This window comes from Streptomyces sp. NPDC043870 (assembly GCF_056435785.1).
The window spans coordinates 26,346-47,561 of the sequence record NZ_JBWKDT010000002.1; the positions used below are offsets into that span (position 1 = coordinate 26,346).

The following is a 21,216-nucleotide window of genomic DNA, read 5'->3' on the forward strand; positions in this document are numbered from 1 at the left end:
GGCAGCGAAACATGAACGTGAACGGGGGAGGGCGGCATGCGCACCATCAGCCGAAGGGGTTTGCTCGGAGCGGGGCTTGGCGCCGCGGCGGCGATCGGCATCGCAGGCTGCCGGTCCGGCTCGGGCAGCGGCAAGGGCAACGATCAGGGCAGCAGCAGCGGCGGCGGTGGCGGGGGTGGCGGTAAGCCAGGCTCCGCCACGAAGCCGGTCCGCCTCATAGGCGACGGCTCGACCGCCGACACCGGAAAGCAGCCGCACCAGCCCACCGCGCCCGTCCCGCTCGAACCCGGCCAGACCCCGCCGCAATTCGTGATCTTCTCCTGGGACGGCGCGGGCGAGGTCGGCAACGGACTCTTCCCGCGCTTCCTGGAACTCGCCAAGAACCACGACGCGGCGATGACCTTCTTCCTCTCCGGCATCTATCTGCTGCCGGAGTCGAAGAAGACGCTCTACCGCCCGCCGAACAACCGTGTCGGCGCCTCCGACATCGGCTATCTCACCGACCCGCACATCAAGGACACGCTCAAGTACGTCCGGCAGGCCTGGCTCGACGGCCATGAAATAGGCACCCACTTCAACGGGCATTTCTGCGCGGGATCGGGTTCCGTCGGAAACTGGACGCCCGCGCAGTGGCAGAACGAGATCGACCAGGCTGTGTCCTTCGTCACCGAATGGAAGACCAACAGCGGCTGGCAGGACATCGATCCGCTGCCCTTCGACTACCGCAAGGAACTCGTCGGCGGCCGCACCCCCTGTCTGCTCGGCCAGGACAATCTGCTGCCGACCGCCAAGAAGCTCGGCTGGCGCTACGACGCGAGCTCGCCCGGCGGCCGCCAGAAGTGGCCGGAGAAGCGCGGCGGCGTATGGGACCTGCCACTGCAGGCCGTACCGTTCCCCGGGCACTCCTTCGAGGTGCTCTCGATGGACTACAACATCCTCGCCAATCAGTCGCAGAATTCGACCAAGGGCATGCCATCCCGCTATCCCGGCTGGCGCACGCAGGCCACCGAGGCCTACCTCAACGGATTCAAGCGCGCGTACGAGTCGAATCGGGCACCGTTCTTCATCGGCAACCACTTCGAGCAGTGGAACGGCGGCATCTACATGGATGCCGTCGAGGAAGCCCTGAAGGGAATGGCCGGAAAGAAGGACGTACGTCTCGTGTCGTTCCGGCAGTTCTGCGACTGGCTGGACGTCCAGGACCCGAAGATCCTCGCGAAGCTCCGTACGCTCGAGGTCGGCCAGTCCCCGGCGGGCGGCTGGAGCACCTTCCTCAAAGCCGCCGCATAGCCGCCGGCAGCCGGCACTCCGATGTTTCCGGTGTCCCTTAAACGCTCTTGACAAGGGGCGTTACGGGCATCAAGGGGGGCGCGCAAGATCCCCTGAAGGCCCATGCGAAACTTTTCACATGAGCCTTGTCCGCGCCCCTCGACGCACCCTGCTCGCCGCCGCCGCCATCGCGGCCGCGCTCACGCTCTCGGCGTGCAGCGGCGACTCCAACGGCAAGTCCGGCGGCGGCGGCGACACGAACTTCGTGACCAACACCGGCGGGATCTCCACCGCCGCCAAGGGCAAGCGCACGGACGCTCCCGCGCTGGCCGGCAAGGACCTCACGGGCAAGCAGCTCGATCTCGCCGACTACAAAGGCAAGATCGTCGTGCTGAACCTCTGGGGCTCGTGGTGCACACCGTGCCGTGCCGAGGCGCCTTATCTCGCCAAGGTCGCGAAGGAGACCAAGGGCAAGGGCGTGGAGTTCATCGGGATCAACACCCGTGACTCGCAGACCGGCCCGGCGCTCGCCTTCGAGGAGGAATTCGGGATCAGTTATCCGAGTTTCCACGACCCCATCGGCAAGCTGATCCTGAAATTCCCCAAGGGCAGCCTCAACCCGCAGGCCATTCCGACCACGATCGTCGTCGACCGAGACGGAAAGCTCGCGGCGCGCGCGCTCACCGCGCTCGACGACAAGCAGCTCCACTCGATGATCGACCCGCTGATGGCGGAGAAGTAGGGATGAACGAGACGGTCTTCAGTGGTGCGCTGCTGCTCGCCCTGCCCATCGCCGTACTCGGGGGCCTTGTCTCCTTCTTCTCGCCCTGCGTGCTGCCCCTGGTCCCCGGCTATCTCTCGTACGTGACCGGCATCACGGGCACCGACCTCGCCGAGGCCAAGCGGGGCCGGATGGCGGCCGGGGCCGCGCTCTTCGTCCTCGGTTTCACCGCCGTCTTCGTCTCCGGCGGGGCGCTCTTCGGCTACTTCGGCTGGACCCTCCAGGAGCACCGGGAGACCCTCACCACGGTCCTCGGCGTGCTGATGGTCCTCATGGGGATCTTCTTCATGGGGCTGATGCCGTTCCTCACCCAGCGCGAGTTCCGCTTCCACAAGCGGCCGGCGACGGGTCTGGTCGGGGCGCCGCTCCTGGGCGCGCTCTTCGGCATCGGCTGGACCCCGTGCATCGGCCCGACCCTCGCATCCGTCCAGGCCCTTGCCGCCGAACAGGCCAGCGCGGGCCGCGGGGCGCTGCTGACCGCCGCGTACTGCCTCGGGCTCGGCCTGCCGTTCGTCCTCGCCGCCGTCGCGTTCCGCAAGGCGCTCGGTGCGTTCGGCTGGGTCAAGCGGCACTATGCCTGGGTGATGCGGATCGGCGGCGGCATGATGATCGCGACCGGTCTGCTGCTGCTCACAGGTGCATGGGACAGCATCGTGCAGGAGATGCAGGGCTGGTCCAAAGGCTTCCAGGTGGGGATCTGATCCATGAGCAAGACCGAGTCGACGTCCGAGACGGGGACGACGTCCGAGTCCGGGACGACCCCGGAAACCGGGACGACCCCCGGGACCGGGACGACGCCGGAAACCGCCGACCAGGAGGTCGGCGAAGCCGGGGCGCAGCTCTCTACCGCCCCGCAGGAGCGAGCCGTGCCCGGCTCCTTCGGCGGCACGCGCGCGCCGGGCGCCGTCGGTGCGATCGCCTGGACCGGCCGCGAGGTCATCGGGTGGACGCGCTGGTTCTGGCGGCAGCTGACCTCGATGCGGGTCGCGCTGATCCTCCTCTTCATGCTCTCCCTCGGCGCGATCCCCGGTTCCCTCATCCCGCAGAACAGCGCGGACGAGATGAAGGTGAGCACCTGGAAGGCGAACAACGAGTTCTGGACGCCGGTCTTCGAGAAGCTCCAGCTCTTCGACGTCTACAGCTCGGTGTGGTTCTCCGCGATCTACATCCTGCTGTTCGTCTCGCTCATCGGCTGCATCGTCCCCCGTACCTGGCAGTTCATCGGCCAGCTCCGGGGCCGCCCGCCGGGAGCCCCCAAGCGGCTCACGCGACTGCCCGTCCACACGACCTGGCGCACCGAGGCGGACCCGGACGCGGTCCGTGAGGCCGCGCTCGCGATGCTGAAGAAGCGCCGGTTCCGCGCGCACCTCGCCGGGGACGCGGTCGCCGCCGAGAAGGGCTACCTGCGCGAGGTCGGCAATCTGCTCTTCCACGTCGCCCTCATCGTGATGCTGGTGGCGTTCGCCGTCGGGCAGCTGTTCAAGTCCGAGGGCGGCAAGCTGATCGTCGAGGGCGGCGGCTTCTCCAACACCCTCACCCAGTACGACGACTTCAAGTCCGGGTCGATGTTCAGCGTCGACGAGCTCGCGCCGTTCAGCTTCACCCTGGACAGCTTCACGGGAACGTACGAGAGCAAGGGGCCGCAGCGGGGCACCCCGCGCACCTTCGAAGCGGCCGTGACTTACTCCGAGGGCGCCGACGGCAAGGACCAGAAGCGCATCATCCGGGTCAACGAGCCCCTGGAGATCGACGGCTCGAAGGTCTATCTGCTCTCCCACGGTTACGCGCCCGTCGTCACCGTCCGGGACGGCAGGGGCAAGGTCGTCCACCGGGAGGCCGTGCCGCTCCTGCCCATCGACAACAACGTCACCTCCACCGGCGTCGTCAAGGTGATGGACGGCTACCGGGACAAGAACGGCAAGAAGGAACAGCTGGGCTTCCCGGCGTTCTTCGTCCCGACGTACGCCGGCAAGGGCCACGGCCAGATGTTCTCGCAGTTCCCGGGGCTGGTGTTCCCGGCACTGAACCTGGGCGCTTACCACGGCGATCTGCGCGTCAACGCGGGCCTTCCGCAGAACGTGTACCAGCTGGACACCAGCAAGATGACGGCGTTCAAGGGCGCCAACGGCGACGTGTTCAAGCAGACGCTGCTGCCGGGCGAGACGATGAAGCTGCCGAACGGCGCCGGCTCGATCACCTTCGAGAAGGAGATCAAGGAGTGGGCGAGCTTCCAGATCTCCCAGCAGCCCGGCAGCGGTCTCGCCCTCGCGGGCGCGATCGCCGCGATCGCGGGCCTCGTCGGCTCGCTGTTCATCCAGCGGCGCCGGGTCTGGGTCCGGGCCGTACGGGGGGAGGACGGCGTGACCGTCGTCGAGATGGCGGGGCTGGGGCGGAGCGAGTCCGCGAAGCTCCCCGAGGAGTTGGCGGATCTGGCCGTCACGCTCAACGAGCGGGCGCCGACGGCGCCCGATGCCGATCCTGATCCCGATCCCGATCCAGCCGAAGCTGTTCCTTCCGAAGGGGCTGAGAAGTGAATCTCGCCGCCGCCACCAACGAGAGCCTCGCCGAGTTCAGCAATGGGCTGATCTACTCGTCGATGGCCGTCTACACCCTGGCGTTCCTGGCACACATCGCCGAGTGGGTCTTCGGCAGCCGCAGCAAGGTCGGCCGCACCGCCGCCGCGCTCACCGCCCCCGCGGCGGCAGCCGCGGTGACGGTCAAGGTCGCCCAGAAGGGCGGGGGTACGACCGTCCTGGAGCGCCCCAAGGTCGTCACCCGCACGGCGGCAGGGCAGCGCGACGTCCCCGACGGCCCCGGCGCCGCGGGCGGCACGGTCAAGGGCGACCTGTACGGGCGGATCGCGGTCTCGCTGACGGTCCTCGCCTTCCTCGTCGAGGCGGCCGGCGTCGTCGCCCGCGCCGTGTCCGTACAGCGGGCCCCCTGGGGCAACATGTACGAGTTCTCCACCACCTTCTCCACGGTGGCGGTCGGCGCGTACCTCGGCTTCCTCCTCGCCAGGAAGAACGTCCGCTGGATCGGACTGCCCCTGGTCACCACGGTCCTGCTCGACCTGGGCATCGCCGTCACCTGGCTCTACACCGAGAGCGACCAGCTGGTCCCGGCGCTGCACTCGTACTGGCTGTGGATCCACGTCTCCACCGCCATCTTCTGCGGTGCGGTCTTCTACCTGGGCGCGGTCGGCACGCTGCTCTACCTCTTCCGTGATTCGTACGAGAACAAGCTGGCGAACGGCGGCAACCCCGGCTCCTTCGCCCGCTCGGTGCTGGAGCGGCTGCCCGCCGCGGCCTCCCTCGACAAGTTCGCGTACCGGATCAACGCCGCGGTCTTCCCGCTCTGGACGTTCACGATCATCGCCGGTGCGATCTGGGCCGGCGACGCGTGGGGACGCTACTGGGGCTGGGACGCCAAGGAGGTCTGGTCCTTCATCACCTGGGTCGCGTACGCCGCGTATCTGCACGCCCGCGCGACCGCCGGCTGGAAGGGCCGCAAGGCGGCGTACATCGCGCTGGTCGCCTTCGCCTGCTTCCTCTTCAACTACTACGGCGTCAACCTCTTCGTGAACAGCCTCCACGGCTACGCCGGAGTCGAATGATCCCGCGATGATCCCCGCGATGATCCCGCGAGGACGGCTGCGCGTCCGTGAGCAGCCGATCTTCGACCGGGTGGGCGAGAGCCGGTAGCGGGCACGGCCCGTACGGGCGACGCTGGTGCCATGACGGAACCGATCCCTCATGGCACCAGCGAGACCCGCGGCGGCGACGACGGCGACACCCATGTCCTGCACTTCCTGCTGCATCTGCCGCACCCCGTGGTGAACGTCTGGGTCGCCGTGGCCACCCCGGAGGGCCTCCCGCAGTGGCTGGCCGCCGCCGATCTGCTGGAACCGCGCCTCGGCGGCGGGGTGACGCTCCGCTGGCTCAACGCAGACGCAGCCGCAGACACCGGGGGAGCCGAGGGAAAAGGGACGGTCGTCTCCGGGCGGGTCACCGCCTGGGACATGGAGGCCGTCGCCGAGTACACCGTCGAGCTGCACGGCAGGATCCGCTTCCACATGGAGCCGGCGCCCGCGGACTCGCTCGCGACCGTCCTGCGCTTCACCAACGAGTTCACCGGGACCGCCGAGCAGCGCCTCGACAACCTGGCGGGCTGGCACCAGCACTTCGAGTACCTGGAAGCCGCCCTCGACGGACGCCCCATGGACTGGTCCGCCTGGACCCCGGACCGCTTCCGGCAACTGCGCGAGGAGTACGCCGGCCGGGACGTCAGCCGGCCGTGATCGCGTCCAGCTGGGCCCGCAGATACGTGTGCGAGTCGACGCCGCGCACGTCGGTGCCCGGATCGCACTCGTAGAAGTACACCAGCGACATCAGCTCCTCCGCCGGTACGTCCGCGGGCGGCGGCAGCACCCGATGGCGCCCCGAGCACCAGCGGCCCCCCGTCCAGCGGGCCATCAGATCCCCGATGTTGACCGTCAGCGCGTCCGGCGCGTACGGGGCGTCCTCCCAGCCGCCCTCGTCCGTGAAGACCTGGAGGCCGCCCCTGCCGGTCTGCCGGTCGAGGACGGTGACCGTGCCGAAGTCGGTGTGCGGGCCGATCCGGAACTGGCCGGGCTGCGGCTCGCCGACGGTGTCCCGGCCCGGATACCAGTTGATGTTGAAGCCCCAGGTCGGATGCCCGGTGTGCCGGGTGAAGAGGTCCTCCGGTTCGCCCAGAGCCGCCCCGAGCAGCTCCAGCAGCAGGTCCGACAGCGCCCGCATCTGCCCCAGATACGTTTCCACCGCCGGCCTGAGCCCGGGGGCCTCGCCCGGCCAGGTGTTCGGCAGGAACCACTCGGCGTCGACCACCGGGTCGCCCGTGGGCTCGTCCGCCGCGAACGACAGTGACTCCTTCAGGTCGGGGGGCGTCTGCGTACCCTCCGCATAGCCGTTGGCCTCCGCCCCGGGACCCAGCCAGCCCCGCCCGCCCACCTTCACCGCGTACGGCTCCTTGGCGGACTGCGGAAGGCGGAAGAAGCCCCGGGCCAGCTCCCGGATCTCCGTCCGCAGTCCCTGGTTCACGCCATGGCCGGTGACGAGCAGAAACCCGGCGGTGCGCAGGGCGGCGTCGACGGTGGCGGCGATGCGGGACCGGGCGTCCCGGTCTCCGGAGCGCCACGGCACCAGGTCGATCACAGGGATACGGTCACTCGTCATCGCCGATGTCCTCGTTCCACAGCGCCGGGTGCTTGCCGATGAAATCGCGCATCAGTGCCGTGCATTCCGGATCGTTCAGGACCACGACCTCGACGCCGTGCGCCGAGAGCCAGCCGTGGGCCCCGTGGAACGTGTCGGCCTCGCCGACGACGACCCGGGAGATGCCGAACTGCCGGACGAGCCCGGAGCAGTACCAGCACGGGGAGAGGGTGGTGACCATCGTCGTACCGCGGTACGAGCGCTGACGCCCCGCCGCCCGGAAAGCGGCCGTCTCCGCGTGCAGCGACGGGTCGCCGTCCTGGACGCGGCGGTTGTGTCCGCGGCCGAGGAGGGTGCCGTCCGGGCCGTACAGCGCGGCGCCGATCGGGATGCCGCCCTCGGCGAGGCCTGCGCGGGCTTCGGCGAGAGCGGGGGCCAGCCACCGGCGTGCCTGCTCCTCGTCCATGAACCCGACCCTCCCGTCGTCAGGCCTTGCCCTGGTCCTCGTCCCGATTGTGGCCCTTCTCGTCGTCGAGGGACTTCAGGAAATCGGGGTTGTCGTCAGGCGCCACCCAACCGCCGCGGCGCGACGGCCGCCGGGCCGTCCGGTCCTTGCCGGCCAGCAGCCAGGAGATGGAGCCGACGAGAGGGAAGAGCAGAACGAGGATCGCCCAGATCGGCTTGGGGATGTACCTGATCTCCTTCTCGTCGGTGGAGATGCAGTCGATGAACGCATAGATGCTGAGTGCCAGTGGCACCAAGAACATCAGCACCCGAAGCATGGCGGCCCCCTGAACGCGGGATCGGGACCGCTGGGACGGCCCCCGTGACAGGTCAAGCGTAGCGAGTGGCCGATACTGGACGGCATGGCTTACGACGATCTTCGCTCGCTGCTCCGGGCGCTGGAGCGCGAGGGCGACCTCAAGCGCATCAAGGCCGAAGTCGACCCGTATCTGGAGATCGGGGAGATCGTCGACCGGGTCCAGAAATCCGGCGGCCCGGCGCTCCTCTTCGAGAACGTGCGCGGCTCGTCGATGCCGCTCGCGATGAACGTGTACGGGACGGACCGCCGGCTGCTCAAGGCGCTGGGCCTGAAGTCGTACGACGAGATCAGCGGGAAGATCGGCGGGCTGCTGAAGCCGGAGCTGCCGCACGGGTTCGTCGGGGTGCGCGAGGCGTTCGGGAAGCTCGGCGCCATGACGCACGTACCGCCGAAGAAGGTGAAGGACGCCCCGGTGCAGGAGGTCGTCCTGCGCGGTGAGGACGTCGATCTGGACCGGCTGCCCGCGCTGTTCACGTGGCCGCAGGACGGCGGCTCGTTCTTCAACCTGGGGCTGACGCACACCAAGGACCCGGAGACGGGGATCCGCAACCTCGGGCTCTACCGCCTCCAGCGCCACGACAAGCGCACCATCGGTATGCACTGGCAGATCCACAAGGACAGCCGCAACCACTACCAGGTGGCGGCACGGCGCGGCGAGAGGCTGCCGGTGGCGATCGCCTTCGGCTGCCCGCCGGCCGTGACGTACGCGTCGACGGCGCCGCTGCCCGGCGACATCGACGAGTATCTGTTCGCCGGCTTCGTGCAGGGCAAGCGGATCGAGATGGTCGACTGCAAGACCGTGCCGCTGCAGGTGCCGGCGCAGGCGGAGGTCGTGCTGGAGGGCTGGCTGGAGCCGGGGAAGATGCTTCCCGAGGGCCCGTTCGGCGACCACACCGGCTTCTACACGCCGCAGGAGGACTTCCCGGCGCTGACGATCGACTGCGTGACGATGCGGAAGCGGCCGCTGCTCCAGTCGATCGTGGTGGGCCGGCCGCCTACGGAGGACGGCCCGCTGGGCCGGGCGACGGAACGCTTCTTCCTGCCCCTGCTGAAGATCATCGTGCCGGACATCGTGGACTACCACCTGCCCGAGTCGGGCGGCTTCCACAACTGCGCGATCGTCTCGATCGACAAGAAGTACCCGAAGCACGCCCAGAAGGTCATGCACGCCATCTGGGGCGCGCACATGATGTCGCTGACCAAACTGATCGTGGTCGTCGACTCCGACTGCGACGTCCACGATCTGCACGAGGTGTCGTGGCGGGCGCTCGGCAACACGGACTACGCCCGTGACCTGACCGTGGTCGAGGGCCCGGTGGACCATCTGGACCACTCCTCCTACCAGCAGTTCTGGGGTGGCAAGGCGGGCATCGACGCGACGAAGAAGTGGCCGGAGGAGGGTTACACCCGCGACGGGGGCTGGCCGGACATGGTCGAGTCGGACCCCGGCACGGCGGCGCTGGTCGACCGGCGCTGGAAGGAGTACGGCCTGTGAGCGCGTCCGCGGCCGCGGTACCGGGTCCGGGCCGCACCAAGGCGTTCCTTCGGCTGGTGATGATCGAGCACTCGGTCTTCGCGCTGCCGTTCGCGTACATCGCCTCCCTCACCGCGATGTTCCAGCTGGACCGGAACGTCCACTGGGGCAAGCTGCTGCTCGTCACCGTCGCCATGGTGGGGTTGCGGACGTTCGCGATGGCCTGCAACCGGATCATCGACCGGGAGATCGACGCCCGTAATCCGCGCACGGCGGGGCGGGAGCTGGTCACGGGTGCGGTGTCGGTGCGGTCCGCGTGGACCGGGGCGGGCGTCGCGGTGGTGATCTTCCTGGGGGCCGCGGCGATGCTCAACCCGCTGTGCCTCGCGCTGGCGCCCGTCGCCGTCGTGCCGATGGTGGTCTACCCGTACGGGAAGCGGTTCACGAACTTCCCGCACGCGATCCTGGGTCTGGCCCAGGCGATGGGTCCGGTCGGCGCGTGGATCGCGATCACCGGGGCCTGGTCGTGGGACGCGGTGATCCTCGGTCTCGCCGTCGGAATCTGGATCGGCGGCTTCGACCTGATCTTCGCCTGCCAGGACGTCGAGGCCGACCGCGCGCACGGCGTGATGTCGGTCCCCGCCCGGTTCGGTGTCCCGGCCGCGCTGTGGGGCGCGCGGGGGTGCCATGCCGTGACGATGGTCCTCTTCGTCTGGTACGCCCTCGCGACCGGCGCCGGCATCTTCTTCTGGCTGGGGCTCGCGGTGGTCACCGCGGCGTTCCTCTACGAGCACACGATCGTGCGCCCGCACGATCTGTCCCGGCTGAACAGGGCCTTCTTCACGGTGAACGGGTTCATCGGGATCGCCCTGTTCGGGTGCGCGCTGCTGGATCTGCTGGTGCGGGGTCTCACGGTGTGAGGCGGGCGCGCTCCCGCGGGCGGCGGAAGACGAACGCCGCCGCGACGCCGCCCAGCAGTCCGAAGAGGTGGCCCTGCCAGCTGACGCCCGAGCCGGTCGGGAGAACGCCCCACAGGATCGAGCCGTAGAGCGCGGCGACGACCAGCCCGACCACCACGTCCAGCGCGCTGCGGTCCACGAAGCCGCGGGCCAGTACGTAGCCGAAGAGGCCGAAGACGACGCCGGAGGCGCCCAGCGTGACGGAATCGCCGGGGGAGGTCAGCCAGACGCCCAGGCCCGAGGCCACGATGATGGTGAGGACGACCCCCGCGAAGCGGCGTATGCCGGACAGCGCGGCCAGGAAGCCGAGCACGAGCAGCGGGAGGCTGTTGGCGGCGACATGGCCGAAGCCGTAGTGCAGGAAGGCCGCAGGGACGATGTCCGGCAGCTCGGTGATGTCGCGCGGAGTGATGCCGTACGGATCGAGGGCATGGCCGGACACGACGTCGATCGCCTCCAGCGCCCACAGCAGCGCCACCCAGCCCAGCATCAGCTTGCCGGCCGTCTTCGCCCGGTCGGTCCGGCTCCACTCGAGTGCGTCGTTCGACATCCCCGACATCATCGCCCCCTGCGTTCCTGCGTCTCCCCCCGGAAACGTGCGGGGGACCTTACCCAGTTCCGCCGTCCGGCGGCCGGATAGGCTCAATGCCATGACTGACGCCAACCGCACCCCGTGGGTCGTCGGGGTCTCCGGGGCGTCCGGGACCCCCTATGCCGCCGCCGTGCTGCGCGGGCTGCTCGACGCGGGTGAGAGCGTCGACCTGGTGGTGTCGCGGGCGTCGCGGCTCACCCTGCTGGACGAGACCGGGATCGCGTTCCGGGACGCGCACTGGCAGGACGATCTGCGGGAGTGGCTGGGGCGCGGCGCCGACGGCAAGCCGGGCACCTTTCAGGTGGATGTGGCGGACGTACGGCACTGGGTGGCCGGGGACCTGGCGGCAGGGCCGTCCTCGGGGTCGTACCCCGTCAAGGGGATGCTCATCGTGCCGGCGTCCACGGCGTGCGTCGCGGGCGTGGCACTCGGGCTGTCCAAGGACCTGCTCCAGCGGGCGGCGAGCGTGACGCTGAAGGAGCGGCGGAAGCTGGTGGTCGCGGTGCGGGAGACCCCGCTGAACGGGCAGACCCTCAAGCATCTCGTGGCGCTGGACGAGGCGGGCGCCGTGGTGCTGCCGGCCTCTCCGGCGTTCTACGCGGGAGCGACGCACATCCAGGATCTGGTGGACTTCGTCGCCGGACGGGTGCTGGACGCGGCCGGGGTGCCGCACGGGCTGTACCGCCGTTGGGAGGGTGACCTGGGCGGCTCCAGGGCCGAACAGGGGGACCGGGCAGCGGGACCGGGTGGTCCGGGCTGACGTTCTGATCGTTTGAGGTACACACGGGCACGCAGGGTGTCTCCTGCGCGCCTTTGATTTCACACGTAAAATTGCGGTAGCGATGAATAATGGAAGGCTCAGGCATATGGACGCCGTGGATAGGCAGCTCATCCAGGCCCTGCGTGAGAACGGCAGGGCTTCGTACGCCGAGCTCGGCCGGCTCGTAGGACTCTCCGGTCCCTCCGTCACCGACCGCATCAACCGCCTGGAGGCGGCGGGCGTCATCACCGGCTACCGGGCCACCGTCGACGCCGCTTCGCTGGGCCTCGGCGTCACCGCGCTGATCGGTATCTCGCTCTCCGACGCGGCGGACCACGAGGACGTGGCGCGCCGGCTGCGCGACCTCGCCGAGATCGAGGACTGCTGGTTCATCGCCGGCGACGACTCGTACATGCTCAAGGTGCGGGCGAGCGACGTCGACGGTCTTGAGAAGACGATCCGGCGGCTGTCGGGGACGAAGGGCGTGTCGCGGACGCGTACCACGATCGTGCTCTCCACGAAGTGGGAGAACCGGGTCGGGGACCTGCCCGAAGAGGTGTGACGCGAAGCGTCCTTGGGGGTCCCCCGGTGCGTGAAGTACGGGGGAGTACGGTTGGTGAAGCTCGATTCGTAGACATGTGGGAGGCGGCCTGATGACTGCATCTATCAAGGATGTGGGTCTCAAGCGCGAGCTGGAGGAGAAGGTCCGGGCCGGCGAGCGGCTGACCCGCGAGGACGGCATCGCGCTCTACGAGTCGGACGATCTGGCCTGGCTCGGCGGTCTCGCCCACGAGGTGCGTACGCGTAAGAACGGCGACGTCGTCCACTTCAACGTCAACCGTCACCTCAACATGACGAACGTGTGCACGGCGTCGTGCGCGTACTGCTCGTTCCAGCGCAAGCCGGGCGAGAAGGACGCGTACACGATGCGCATCGAGGAGGCCGTCCGCCTCGCCAAGGCGATGGAGAACGAGAACCTCACCGAGCTGCACATCGTCAACGGGCTCCACCCGAACCTGCCTTGGCGCTACTACCCGCGGTCGCTGAGCGAGCTGAAGAAGGCCCTGCCGAACGTCTCGCTGAAGGCCTTCACCGCCACCGAGATCCACCACTTCGAGACGATCTCGGGGCTCTCGGCTTCGGAGATCCTCGACGAGCTGATCGAGGCCGGTCTGGAGTCGCTGACCGGCGGCGGCGCGGAGATCTTCGACTGGGAGGTCCGCCAGCACATCGTGGACCACCGCACCCACTGGGAGGACTGGTCGCGGATCCACCGCCTCGCGCACGAGAAGGGTCTCAAGACCCCGTGCACGATGCTGTACGGGCACATCGAGGAGCCCCGGCACCGGGTGGACCACGTGCTGCGGCTGCGTGAACTCCAGGACGAGACCGGCGGCTTCCAGGTCTTCATCCCGCTGCGCTACCAGCACGACTTCGTGGACATGCAGGACGGCAAGGTCCGCAACCGCCTTCAGGCGCGGACGACGATGGCGACGGGCGCGGAGGCGCTGAAGACCTTCGCGGTGTCGCGGCTGCTGTTCGACAACATCCAGCACGTCAAGGTCTTCTGGGTGATGCACGGCGTGCAGACCGCGCAACTGGCGCTGCAGCACGGCGCGGACGACATGGACGGCTCGGTCGTCGAGTACAAGATCACCCACGACGCGGACAACTACGGCACGCCGAACAAGCTGACGCGTGACGATCTGCTGGACCTGATCCGCGACGCCGGCTTCCGTCCGGTGGAGCGGAACACGCGGTACGAGGTGATCCGGGAGTACCCGGGGCCGGACGGCGACCGCCGGGAGTCGCCGCAGCCGATGCGGGTCTGAGTTCTTCGGGTCCGGGTTCTTCGGGCCTGGGTTCTTCGGCTCTGATTCCTGGGCCTCATCGGGTCCGGGGGCGTTGCCCCGGACCCTTGTGGGGCGTTGAACCCGGACAGTTATTGTCTGGCCATGGCTCTTGTCTTCACGCTCGATCCGCCGGTCGACCGCGCGCTGCGCGACGGCGTTCTCGGGCTCTGGACGGACGTGTCGAACGCCGACGGGGCCGTCGGGTTCGTGCCGCCCGTGACTGCGGAGGAGATCCGGCCCGAGCTGGTGCGGCATCTCGTCGCGATGGCCGAGGGGCGGGCGCGGCTGCTCGTCGGACGGGACGCGGACGGGGAGGTCGCGGCCGCCGCGTTCCTCACGTACAACACGCACCGGCTGATGCGGCACTGGGTCTGGCTCTACACCGTGATGGTGCATCCGCGGCATCAGGGCAAGGGGTACGGCCGCGAACTGCTCACCGCGGCCGCCGACGCCGCGAGCGGGCTGGACGGCATCACGGCGATACGGCTCACCTGCCGCGGCGGCACCGGGCTGGAGCGGTTCTACGCGTCGTGCGGCTACAAGGAGGTCGGGCGAGTGCCCGACGCGATCCGGGTCGCCGACGGGGACTACCGCGACGACATCACGATGCTGCTCCCCCTGAACTGATCAAGCGGCTCCCCGTGAAGTGATCGAATCGGCACGTGCTTCACTTGTCGGGCAACCAAGTGAAGGGAAGGGGCCGTCGTGTCCGACAGCAAGACGAGTGCCACGCTCCGGTACACCCTCATGCGGTTCGGCATCTTCGCCGGCTGCTTCGCCGTCCTCTCGGGGCTGGTGTATCTCCGCGTACTGCCGAGGGGCCTGGGCGACTCCAACCTGCTGTGGGTGCTGGTCCTCTCCGTCCTGCTCTCGGCGCCGCTCAGCCTCGTCCTGCTGCGCAAGCAGCGCGACGCGATGTCCGAGCAGATCGTCGGCAAGGTCGATCAGGTCAAGTCCCGCCTGGAGGCGAACCGCACCAGGGAAGACGCCCAGTAGGCGGAGCGTAAGCTTCCTCACACATCCCCGAAGCCCCAGGCAGGAGCAACCGCTCCGGCGCTGGGGCTTCGGTGTGTCCGGATGTGCCATGGTGCATTCTCGCCTCAAAGGCCAGCTTTGAGGTTCTCAAAGTTCAAGTGTTAACGTGTTCGGCATGACGACAGCAGTGCGCCCCGGAACAGTCATGAGCACCCCGCTCGTGGCGCGCCTGCATGTCGACCTGTGCCGCTGTATGTCCGCGGTCTGTTGCCGCTCGGTCTGACCCGGCATCATGCAGCGGCGCTTCCGAGCGCACGGGCGCCGCACCCCTGTCCCCCGTATTCCCCGATACGCCTTACCGGAGTGTGTCCCCGTGTCCGCGAACTCCGCGACGCCCACCCGCGCCAGCCGCATACCCAGGGTCCCCTTCTGGGCCCAGATCGTCGCCGGTCTCGTGCTCGGCGCCCTGCTCGGCTGGCTCGCCCGCAGCCAGGACATCAACTGGCTCTACAAGACCCTGGAGCAGGTCGGCGGCATCTTCGTCCAGCTGCTGAAGCTGGCCGTCGCCCCGCTCGTCTTCTTCGCGATCCTGGTGTCGATCACCAATCTGCGGAAGGTCAACAACGCCGCCCGGCTGGCGACCCGCACCCTGCTCTGGTTCATGATCACGTCGCTGATCGCGGTCGCCATCGGCCTCACGATCGGCCTGCTCACCAACCCGGGCGCGGGCACCGGCCTGACGCCCAAGGACGGCAAGCTGCCGGAGCACGCCGGCTCCTGGATCGACTTCCTCACCGGCATCATTCCGACGGACGTCATCACCCCCTTCACCGAGCTGAACGTCCTTCAGATCGTCTTCATGGCCGCCGTCGCCGGTATCGCGGCCCTCAAGCTCGGCGACCGCGCCAAGCCGGTCCTCGCCCTCAGCGAGTCCGTCCTGGAGCTGCTCCAGAAGGCCCTGTGGTGGGTCATCCGCCTCGCCCCGATCGGCACCGTCGGCCTCATCGGCTACGCCATCGCCGACTACGGCTGGGACCTGATCGGCAAGTACGCGACCTTCACCGCCGACGTCTACATCGGCTGCGCGCTCGTCCTGTTCGGCGTCTACCCGCTGCTGCTCGCGACCGTCGCGAAGGTCAACCCGCTGCAGTTCTTCAAGGGCGCCTGGCCGGCGATCCAGCTGGCCTTCGTCTCCCGCTCGTCGGTCGGCACGATGCCGGTCACCCAGAAGGTCACCGAGCGCCTCGGCGTTCCGAAGGAGTACACCTCCTTCGCCGTGCCGTTCGGCGCGACGACCAAGATGGACGGCTGCGCCGCGATCTACCCGGCGCTCGCCGCGATCTTCATCGCCCAGATCTTCGGTGTCGAGCTCGGCATCCAGGACTACCTCCTGATCGCCTTCGTCTCGGTCGTCGGCTCCGCGGCCACCGCGGGCCTCACCGGCGCGACGGTCATGCTGACGCTGACCCTCTCCACCCTGGGCCTCCCGCTGGAGGGCGTGGGCCTGCTCATGGCCATCGACCCGATCCTGGACATGATCAGGACGGCCACGAATGTCGCCGGCCAGGCGCTGATCCCGGTCGTCGTCGCGGCCCGCGAGAAGATCCTGGACCACGACGCGTACAACGCGGCGTCGGCCTCGCCGGTGGACGACATCGAGGTGCGCGACGCCGAGCAGAAGGTGGCCGTGCCGGTCACCGCGTGACGCGGTTCTCCGTCAACGGGCCCTCGCCTTCGGGTGGGGGCCCGTTCGCGTGGAACGGCGGGCGTTCCGCGTCGGAACGGCGGGCCTTCTCCAGCCGGCCGTGGGTGCGGAGCCCGGGTGGCGAACCTAGACTGACGAGGGCATGGAGAAAGTCCTGAAACAAGGAGATCTGCACCATGTCGAAGCGAGGCAACAAGCGGCGCGCCCGCAAGGGGAAGAAGGCCAACCACGGCAAGCGCCCCAACGCCTGAGAAGTCACCGGAGGCCGTTCTCCCGTCCGGGAGAGCGGCCTCCGGCGTTCCGTGCTCCGGTGCGGGCCTTACTCTTACCGAACAGTAGATCGGTAAGCCGGGAGGGCGTCTCACGTGGATGGGGCCGGTAAGGGCAAGCGGATGCCGCGCGCCATGCGCGAGCAGCAGATGCTGGACGCCGCGGTGCGGACGTTCGGGCAGCTCGGCTACCGGGCGGCGTCCATGGATGAGATCGCCGAACTCGCGGGCGTGTCCAAGCCGCTGGTCTATCTCTATCTCAACTCCAAGGAGGACCTCTTCACGGCGTGCATCCGGCGCGAGGCCGAGGCTCTCGTCGCGGCGGTACGGGCGGCGGTGGAGCCGGGGCTTCCGGCGGACCGGCAGCTGTGGGAGGGGCTCGCGGCGTTCTTCCGGCACACCGCGGATCACCCGGACGCATGGGCGGTGCTGCACCGGCAGGCGCGGACGCACGGTGAGCCGTTCGCCGCGGAAGTGGCCGTGATGCGGGACGAGATCGTGGCATTCGTGACCGGGCTCATCGGGGCGGCGGCGCGGGAGACCCACGGCGAAGGCGAACTCGCCGACCGGGACGTGGCGGGCCTCGCGCAGGCGCTCGTGGGCGCGGCGGAGTCGCTGGCCGGCTGGGCCAACGACACGCCGGGCGTCTCGGCGAAGGAGGCGGCGGCGACGCTGATGAACTTCGCGTGGGAGGGACTGGGCAACCTCATGAAGGGGGAGCGGTGGTCGCCGTCCGCCCGATGAGGCGGAGACGGCCGCCGCTTCCGGCGGCGCGCAGTTCGAAGGCGCGCCGGCGCCATCGGTTGCGTACGTGACGCTTCCCGGCAGCGGTACGGGGGCCTTGAAATCGGCCTCGGCGTAACCGATGCCGTGCGGGTCCTGGCCGGCTTGGGCGAGACAGCGGGCGAAGGGCCACATGCCGTGCGGGACAGGTGCTACGGGACTTCAGCACCAGCTCACCGGCGAGCCGGCGCATGAGTGGCGCCACATGGTGTCATGTGATGCGCTCATGGCGCCAAAGCCTCGCCGTGGGTGCCCGCCCGACTCAGCCCCGCCTGAGCCGCCACTCCCGCAGGACTTCCTCGACGTCGTACGGCCTGCGCCCGAGCGGCGGGCCTGGAGGAGGCATGAGCAGCATCTTGATGATCTTCTCGTTGATCTCCGTGATGATGCGGCGCACCGCGGTCTCCGACGGCGCGGCGTACGCCTTCTCCAGCGCGTCCTCGGCCTCCTTGCGGAGGGCGAGGGCCGGTGGCAGGACGGCCAGGCCCTCCTTGTGCATCTTGCCCTTGACCCACCAGAGCTCGTCGTAGGGCGCACCGTCGTCGGGAAGGGGCTTGCCGAAGCCGGGCAGATCCGAGAAGTCGCCCCGCTCCCGCGCGTCACGGATCTGCTTGTCGACCCACGATTCGAAACTGACGCCCGGAGGCTTCCGCTCGGTCATACGTTCCAGCGTACGGGCACAGGGGAGGGCGATGTGGACGCAATCAGGGTGGCATTCCGACATGTGCGTGCCCTGGAACTGAGGGCGGGGAGAAACTCGATGAGTGAATGGTTCGGCCGCTGTCTGATCAGGTATCTGCCGGTCCTGGCCGGGGGCTACGTCTGCGCCTCGGCGCTGGGAAGGCCGCCGGACCTCGCCTTCTGGGAGGCGTTCGGGACACAGCTGGGGCGCGGTATCGGGCTGCTGCTCGGTGTGGGGGCCGTTTCCCTCTTCCTGCTCCTGCTGCTCGGGCTCTGCAAGCGGTACGGGAGCACGGGCGGGTTCCGTAGCTGGGCGGCTGTGCTCTTGCTGGTGCCTCTCGTTCCGATATGGCTCGGAGGAGACGCGACCGTCGGAGTCATGATGCCGCGCAGCTCGTCTTTGCGTTCTGGGTCATGCCCAGGCCGCACCTGATCGCCCCGTAGTGGTCGGTCTCCCGTGCCTCGGCGTACCCGGGCGCGGGAGACCGGCTTCGGGCCGTGACCACAAAGGCAGGAGCCCCGCTTCCGTACGCGAGGTACGGGAGCAGGGCTCCTTGGGTACTGCTAAGTCGTACGCGATTCGCCGACCCGGGCAACTAGGCCGGGGTGACGTTCTCCGCCTGCGGGCCCTTCGGACCCTGAGTGACGTCGAAGTTCACGACCTGGTTCTCCTCGAGGGAGCGGAAGCCAGACGCGTTGATCGCGGAGTAGTGGACGAAGACATCCGGGCCGCCGCCGTCCTGGGCGATGAAGCCGAAGCCCTTTTCAGCGTTGAACCACTTGACGGTTCCGGTAGCCATAAGCCCTCCTTGGGCCAAAGGGTTGCCCTGCTCCAGAACCTGCAAACAAGTCTGAAAACTACAAAAGCCTGCGGGTCACATGCTCCGCAGGCTCTGTACTGCAAGGGAAACCAAACTGCAACTTGCGTTGAGCGTAGCACGCAGGGTGTTCGCAGCGGTAGAGGGAAAGATCACGTCACCCGGAAGTTTGATGCCGGCTTGACAGGCTGACGTTTGCGGCGTGGCCAGGGCCGCCCCGGCCATTGGTGCCGCGGCCCGCAGGTCTAGCCTCACGCTGTGGACAGTCATGCAGAACCTGCAGAAAGCGCCGCCGCCGACGGCGACCGTCGCAGTCGGCCGCGCGTCGGTCACATCCAGTTCCTGAACTGCCTGCCCCTCTACTGGGGCCTGGCCCGCACCGGGACGCTCCTCGATCTGGAGCTCACGAAGGACACCCCGGAGAAGCTCTCCGAGCGGCTGGTGCGCGGCGACCTCGACATCGGCCCCGTCACCCTCGTCGAGTATCTGCGCAACGCCGACGACCTCGTCGCCTTCCCCGACATCGCGGTCGGCTGCGACGGGCCTGTCATGTCCTGCGTGATCGTGTCCCAGCTGCCGCTGGAGCAGCTGGACGGCGTGCGTGTCGCCCTCGGCTCCACCTCGCGCACCTCGGTGCGTCTCGCGCAGCTGCTGCTCGCCGAGCGGTACGGCGTGGCGCCGGACTACTACACGTGCCCGCCCGACCTCGGCCTGATGATGCAGGAGGCGGAGGCCGCCGTGCTGATCGGCGACGCCGCCCTGCGGGCCTCGCTGCACGACGCGCCGAGGCTGGGCCTGCGCGTCCATGACCTGGGCCAGATGTGGAAGGACTGGACCGGGCTGCCGTTCGTGTTCGCCGTGTGGGCGGCGCGCAAGGACTACCTCGCGCGTGAGCCCCGCGTCGTACGGAAGGTCCACGAGGCCTTCCTGGCCTCCCGTGATCTTTCCCTGGAGGAGGTCACGAAGGTCGCCGAACAGGCGGCCCGCTGGGAGGCGTTCGACGCGGAGCTGCTGGAGCGGTACTTCACGACGCTCGACTTCCGCTTCGGGCCCGAGCAGCTCGCCGGTGTGCGCGAGTTCGCACGCCGGACCGGTCCGACGACCGGGTTCCCGGCGGACGTACGGGTCGAGCTGCTCGGCCCCTGAAGCCCGGACGCCGCCCCTCAAGACCGGAGGGCGCGCCGTAGGGAAGTCGGGACGTCAGGACGTCAGGACGTCGGGACGTCAGGACGTGGGGATGGGTGCCTGCATGTGCTGGCTGATCCACTCGATCGACCCGTCCCCCATGCCCTTCACATAGGTCTTGGCGTTGTGCTCGCCGTCCTGGATGACCTGCAGCCGGGTCTTGACCGGGCCCTTCGTGTAGTCGCGGATGAAGGACTTCACCTTCCGCACCCCGGACTCCTTGGTGCCGACCTGGAACGCCAGATAGACATCGCGGTCCTTGCCGGCCGGCTTGCTGCCGAGCGCCTTGGCCAGCTTCTCCGGGTTGTTCGCCTGCTGCTCGGCGGCGTGTCCCGCCCACAGCGGGGAGTCCGGCACGGTGTCCGGCCCCGAGGCGATGACCGCCTTGAACTTGTCGGGGTGCTTCAGGACCGACTTCAGCCCGACGAAGCCGCCCGACGACGACCCCATGAAGGCCCAGCCGTCCCGGGATTTGAACGTACGGAAATTCGCCTTCACGAAATCGGGGACGTCTTCGGTCATCCACGTGCCCATTTTCGGCTGCCCCGGGATATCGCTGCCGTCGTAGTAATACTTGTCGTCCGGGTTGAGTACAGGCATCACGACGATGAACGGAAGGCTCTTCCCCTCCTGCGACCACTCACTGATGCTGCTCTGCAACTTCAGATCGGTGCCCATCCAGTAATTGTTCGGGTATCCGTTGCCGCCGGGGAGCGCGATGAGCACGGGGAAACCGCTGTTCGCGTACTTCGGGTCGAAGTACTGCTTCGGGGCCCAGACCCAGACCTTGCCCGTGAAGCCCGACTTCGCGCCGTGCAGCGTGGTGACGCCGATCTTGGTGCCGTCGTCGATGGTGTTCTGGGTGGTGAACTCCGCCTTCGGCCCGGTCGGCATCAGGGTCTTGGCCGCGGCCTCGGCGGCCGCGCCGCCGCCCTTGCCGGATCCGGAGCCCGCTGCGGAGGACGCGGGGGCCTGCGGGGACGGGCCGTCGAAGGAGAGCGGGTCTCCTTCGTCCGAACAGCCCGCGACGAGCGCGACAGAGCCGAGGGCGACGGCGGCAATGAGGGCTTTGGGCAGGCGTTTCATAACGAACTCCG

Annotated in this window: 25 protein-coding genes; 18 read left to right on the forward strand and 7 right to left on the reverse strand. The window is 68.7% G+C overall.

Features of this window, described 5'->3' with window-relative positions:
* Nucleotides 1-36 precede the first annotated feature (36 nt).
* The 6 genes from AC0699_RS02465 (at nt 37) to AC0699_RS02490 (ending at nt 6,347) form a co-directional block, all read left to right on the forward strand.
* Complete coding sequence (locus AC0699_RS02465; protein ID WP_478654717.1) at nt 37-1,290, forward strand: polysaccharide deacetylase family protein; 1,254 nt, start codon at nt 37-39, stop codon at nt 1,288-1,290.
* A gap of 118 nt (nt 1,291-1,408) precedes the next feature.
* A complete protein-coding gene (locus tag AC0699_RS02470; RefSeq protein WP_478654719.1) occupies nt 1,409-2,011 on the forward strand; it encodes a TlpA family protein disulfide reductase in 603 nt (200 codons plus the stop codon).
* A 2-nt stretch (nt 2,012-2,013) separates the two neighbouring features.
* Nucleotides 2,014-2,751, forward strand: coding sequence for a cytochrome c biogenesis CcdA family protein (locus AC0699_RS02475; protein WP_469769274.1), 738 nt, complete (start codon nt 2,014-2,016; stop codon nt 2,749-2,751).
* A 3-nt stretch (nt 2,752-2,754) separates the two neighbouring features.
* On the forward strand, nt 2,755-4,584 hold the full coding sequence (gene resB, locus AC0699_RS02480; protein WP_478654722.1) for a cytochrome c biogenesis protein ResB: 1,830 nt from the start codon (nt 2,755-2,757) through the stop codon (nt 4,582-4,584).
* Complete coding sequence (gene ccsB, locus AC0699_RS02485; protein ID WP_478654724.1) at nt 4,581-5,663, forward strand: c-type cytochrome biogenesis protein CcsB; 1,083 nt, start codon at nt 4,581-4,583, stop codon at nt 5,661-5,663. The genes resB and ccsB overlap by 4 nt, the downstream gene beginning before the upstream one ends.
* A gap of 120 nt (nt 5,664-5,783) precedes the next feature.
* On the forward strand, nt 5,784-6,347 hold the full coding sequence (locus AC0699_RS02490; RefSeq protein ID WP_478654726.1) for an SRPBCC domain-containing protein: 564 nt from the start codon (nt 5,784-5,786) through the stop codon (nt 6,345-6,347).
* Here AC0699_RS02490 and AC0699_RS02495 read toward each other — a convergent pair.
* From AC0699_RS02495 to AC0699_RS02505, 3 genes are read right to left on the reverse strand one after another with little or no spacing between them, the layout of a single operon-like run.
* Complete coding sequence (locus AC0699_RS02495; protein ID WP_478654728.1) at nt 6,334-7,263, reverse strand: isopenicillin N synthase family dioxygenase; 930 nt, start codon at nt 7,261-7,263, stop codon at nt 6,334-6,336. The two genes, AC0699_RS02490 and AC0699_RS02495, sit on opposite strands and share 14 nt — an antisense overlap.
* Nucleotides 7,253-7,708, reverse strand: coding sequence for a nucleoside deaminase (locus AC0699_RS02500; RefSeq protein ID WP_478654730.1), 456 nt, complete (start codon nt 7,706-7,708; stop codon nt 7,253-7,255). Before AC0699_RS02500 ends, AC0699_RS02495 begins: the two co-directional genes overlap by 11 nt.
* Before the next feature lie 19 nt (nt 7,709-7,727).
* Nucleotides 7,728-8,024, reverse strand: coding sequence for a PLD nuclease N-terminal domain-containing protein (locus tag AC0699_RS02505; RefSeq protein ID WP_478654732.1), 297 nt, complete (start codon nt 8,022-8,024; stop codon nt 7,728-7,730).
* A gap of 84 nt (nt 8,025-8,108) precedes the next feature.
* Here AC0699_RS02505 and AC0699_RS02510 point away from each other — a divergent pair, with 84 nt between their 5' ends.
* Both AC0699_RS02510 and mqnP read left to right on the forward strand, forming a co-directional pair.
* On the forward strand, nt 8,109-9,560 hold the full coding sequence (locus AC0699_RS02510; RefSeq protein WP_478654734.1) for a menaquinone biosynthesis decarboxylase: 1,452 nt from the start codon (nt 8,109-8,111) through the stop codon (nt 9,558-9,560).
* Nucleotides 9,557-10,459, forward strand: coding sequence for a menaquinone biosynthesis prenyltransferase MqnP (gene mqnP, locus AC0699_RS02515; protein WP_478654737.1), 903 nt, complete (start codon nt 9,557-9,559; stop codon nt 10,457-10,459). The genes AC0699_RS02510 and mqnP overlap by 4 nt, the downstream gene beginning before the upstream one ends.
* Here the strand turns inward: mqnP and AC0699_RS02520 are convergent.
* On the reverse strand, nt 10,449-11,048 hold the full coding sequence (locus AC0699_RS02520; protein ID WP_478654739.1) for a rhomboid family intramembrane serine protease: 600 nt from the start codon (nt 11,046-11,048) through the stop codon (nt 10,449-10,451). The two genes, mqnP and AC0699_RS02520, sit on opposite strands and share 11 nt — an antisense overlap.
* Before the next feature lie 100 nt (nt 11,049-11,148).
* Between AC0699_RS02520 and AC0699_RS02525 the strand changes: the two genes are divergently transcribed.
* The 8 genes from AC0699_RS02525 (at nt 11,149) to AC0699_RS02560 (ending at nt 17,396) form a co-directional block, all read left to right on the forward strand.
* Nucleotides 11,149-11,850 (forward strand): UbiX family flavin prenyltransferase, encoded by a 702-nt coding sequence (locus AC0699_RS02525; protein ID WP_478654741.1) that lies wholly within the window; start codon nt 11,149-11,151, stop codon nt 11,848-11,850.
* A 106-nt stretch (nt 11,851-11,956) separates the two neighbouring features.
* On the forward strand, nt 11,957-12,412 hold the full coding sequence (locus AC0699_RS02530; RefSeq protein WP_453663114.1) for an Lrp/AsnC family transcriptional regulator: 456 nt from the start codon (nt 11,957-11,959) through the stop codon (nt 12,410-12,412).
* 91 nt (nt 12,413-12,503) lie between these two features.
* Complete coding sequence (mqnE, locus tag AC0699_RS02535) at nt 12,504-13,682, forward strand: aminofutalosine synthase MqnE (protein WP_453663116.1); 1,179 nt, start codon at nt 12,504-12,506, stop codon at nt 13,680-13,682.
* Between the two features lie 123 nt (nt 13,683-13,805).
* Entirely contained in the window at nt 13,806-14,330 is a 525-nt protein-coding gene (locus AC0699_RS02540; RefSeq protein WP_478654744.1) for an N-acetyltransferase family protein, read from the forward strand.
* Nucleotides 14,331-14,408: 78 nt separating this feature from the next.
* Nucleotides 14,409-14,699, forward strand: coding sequence for a DUF4229 domain-containing protein (locus tag AC0699_RS02545; protein ID WP_478654746.1), 291 nt, complete (start codon nt 14,409-14,411; stop codon nt 14,697-14,699).
* 352 nt (nt 14,700-15,051) lie between these two features.
* Nucleotides 15,052-16,383: a dicarboxylate/amino acid:cation symporter gene (locus tag AC0699_RS02550; RefSeq protein ID WP_478654748.1), complete on the forward strand. Its 1,332-nt coding sequence runs from the start codon at nt 15,052-15,054 to the stop codon at nt 16,381-16,383.
* A 176-nt stretch (nt 16,384-16,559) separates the two neighbouring features.
* Nucleotides 16,560-16,634 (forward strand): 50S ribosomal protein bL37, encoded by a 75-nt coding sequence (locus AC0699_RS02555; RefSeq protein ID WP_099048249.1) that lies wholly within the window; start codon nt 16,560-16,562, stop codon nt 16,632-16,634.
* Nucleotides 16,635-16,775: 141 nt separating this feature from the next.
* Nucleotides 16,776-17,396, forward strand: a complete 621-nt coding sequence (locus tag AC0699_RS02560; protein WP_478655471.1) for a TetR/AcrR family transcriptional regulator — start codon at nt 16,776-16,778, stop codon at nt 17,394-17,396.
* 301 nt (nt 17,397-17,697) lie between these two features.
* Here AC0699_RS02560 and AC0699_RS02565 read toward each other — a convergent pair whose 3' ends face one another.
* Nucleotides 17,698-18,096 carry a DnaJ family domain-containing protein gene (locus AC0699_RS02565; protein WP_478654750.1) on the reverse strand — a complete coding sequence of 133 codons (399 nt, stop codon included), beginning with the start codon at nt 18,094-18,096 and terminating at the stop codon, nt 17,698-17,700.
* A 99-nt stretch (nt 18,097-18,195) separates the two neighbouring features.
* Between AC0699_RS02565 and AC0699_RS02570 the strand changes: the two genes are divergently transcribed.
* Nucleotides 18,196-18,549 (forward strand): hypothetical protein, encoded by a 354-nt coding sequence (locus tag AC0699_RS02570; protein ID WP_478654752.1) that lies wholly within the window; start codon nt 18,196-18,198, stop codon nt 18,547-18,549.
* Between the two features lie 163 nt (nt 18,550-18,712).
* Here the strand turns inward: AC0699_RS02570 and AC0699_RS02575 are convergent, their stop codons facing one another.
* Nucleotides 18,713-18,916 (reverse strand): cold-shock protein, encoded by a 204-nt coding sequence (locus AC0699_RS02575; RefSeq protein ID WP_003967102.1) that lies wholly within the window; start codon nt 18,914-18,916, stop codon nt 18,713-18,715.
* 276 nt (nt 18,917-19,192) lie between these two features.
* Here AC0699_RS02575 and AC0699_RS02580 point away from each other — a divergent pair, with 276 nt between their 5' ends.
* A complete protein-coding gene (locus AC0699_RS02580) occupies nt 19,193-20,080 on the forward strand; it encodes a menaquinone biosynthetic enzyme MqnA/MqnD family protein (RefSeq protein ID WP_478654754.1) in 888 nt (295 codons plus the stop codon).
* Nucleotides 20,081-20,158: 78 nt separating this feature from the next.
* Here the strand turns inward: AC0699_RS02580 and AC0699_RS02585 are convergent, their stop codons facing one another.
* Nucleotides 20,159-21,205, reverse strand: coding sequence for an alpha/beta hydrolase (locus AC0699_RS02585; RefSeq protein ID WP_478654757.1), 1,047 nt, complete (start codon nt 21,203-21,205; stop codon nt 20,159-20,161).
* Nucleotides 21,206-21,216 lie beyond the last annotated feature (11 nt).

Excerpts from the sequence above, each read along its gene's own strand:
- AC0699_RS02530 (WP_453663114.1), top strand. The coding sequence starts at position 11,957 with ATGGACGCCGTGGATAGGCAGCTCATCCAGGCCCTGCGTGAGAACGGC.
- AC0699_RS02475 (WP_469769274.1), top strand. The coding sequence starts at position 2,014 with ATGAACGAGACGGTCTTCAGTGGTGCGCTGCTGCTCGCCCTGCCCATC.
- AC0699_RS02470 (WP_478654719.1), top strand. The coding sequence starts at position 1,409 with ATGAGCCTTGTCCGCGCCCCTCGACGCACCCTGCTCGCCGCCGCCGCC.
- AC0699_RS02465 (WP_478654717.1), top strand. The coding sequence starts at position 37 with ATGCGCACCATCAGCCGAAGGGGTTTGCTCGGAGCGGGGCTTGGCGCC.
- AC0699_RS02500 (WP_478654730.1), bottom strand. The coding sequence starts at position 7,708 with ATGGACGAGGAGCAGGCACGCCGGTGGCTGGCCCCCGCTCTCGCCGAA.
- AC0699_RS02520 (WP_478654739.1), bottom strand. The coding sequence starts at position 11,048 with ATGTCGAACGACGCACTCGAGTGGAGCCGGACCGACCGGGCGAAGACG.
- AC0699_RS02560 (WP_478655471.1), top strand. The coding sequence starts at position 16,776 with ATGCCGCGCGCCATGCGCGAGCAGCAGATGCTGGACGCCGCGGTGCGG.
- AC0699_RS02585 (WP_478654757.1), bottom strand. The coding sequence starts at position 21,205 with ATGAAACGCCTGCCCAAAGCCCTCATTGCCGCCGTCGCCCTCGGCTCT.
- mqnE (WP_453663116.1), top strand. The coding sequence starts at position 12,504 with ATGACTGCATCTATCAAGGATGTGGGTCTCAAGCGCGAGCTGGAGGAG.
- AC0699_RS02525 (WP_478654741.1), top strand. The coding sequence starts at position 11,149 with ATGACTGACGCCAACCGCACCCCGTGGGTCGTCGGGGTCTCCGGGGCG.
- AC0699_RS02505 (WP_478654732.1), bottom strand. The coding sequence starts at position 8,024 with ATGCTTCGGGTGCTGATGTTCTTGGTGCCACTGGCACTCAGCATCTAT.
- AC0699_RS02565 (WP_478654750.1), bottom strand. The coding sequence starts at position 18,096 with ATGACCGAGCGGAAGCCTCCGGGCGTCAGTTTCGAATCGTGGGTCGAC.
- AC0699_RS02540 (WP_478654744.1), top strand. The coding sequence starts at position 13,806 with ATGGCTCTTGTCTTCACGCTCGATCCGCCGGTCGACCGCGCGCTGCGC.
- resB (WP_478654722.1), top strand. The coding sequence starts at position 2,755 with ATGAGCAAGACCGAGTCGACGTCCGAGACGGGGACGACGTCCGAGTCC.
- AC0699_RS02510 (WP_478654734.1), top strand. The coding sequence starts at position 8,109 with ATGGCTTACGACGATCTTCGCTCGCTGCTCCGGGCGCTGGAGCGCGAG.
- AC0699_RS02570 (WP_478654752.1), top strand. The coding sequence starts at position 18,196 with ATGAGTGAATGGTTCGGCCGCTGTCTGATCAGGTATCTGCCGGTCCTG.
- AC0699_RS02495 (WP_478654728.1), bottom strand. The coding sequence starts at position 7,263 with ATGACGAGTGACCGTATCCCTGTGATCGACCTGGTGCCGTGGCGCTCC.
- AC0699_RS02575 (WP_003967102.1), bottom strand. The coding sequence starts at position 18,916 with ATGGCTACCGGAACCGTCAAGTGGTTCAACGCTGAAAAGGGCTTCGGC.
- AC0699_RS02490 (WP_478654726.1), top strand. The coding sequence starts at position 5,784 with ATGACGGAACCGATCCCTCATGGCACCAGCGAGACCCGCGGCGGCGAC.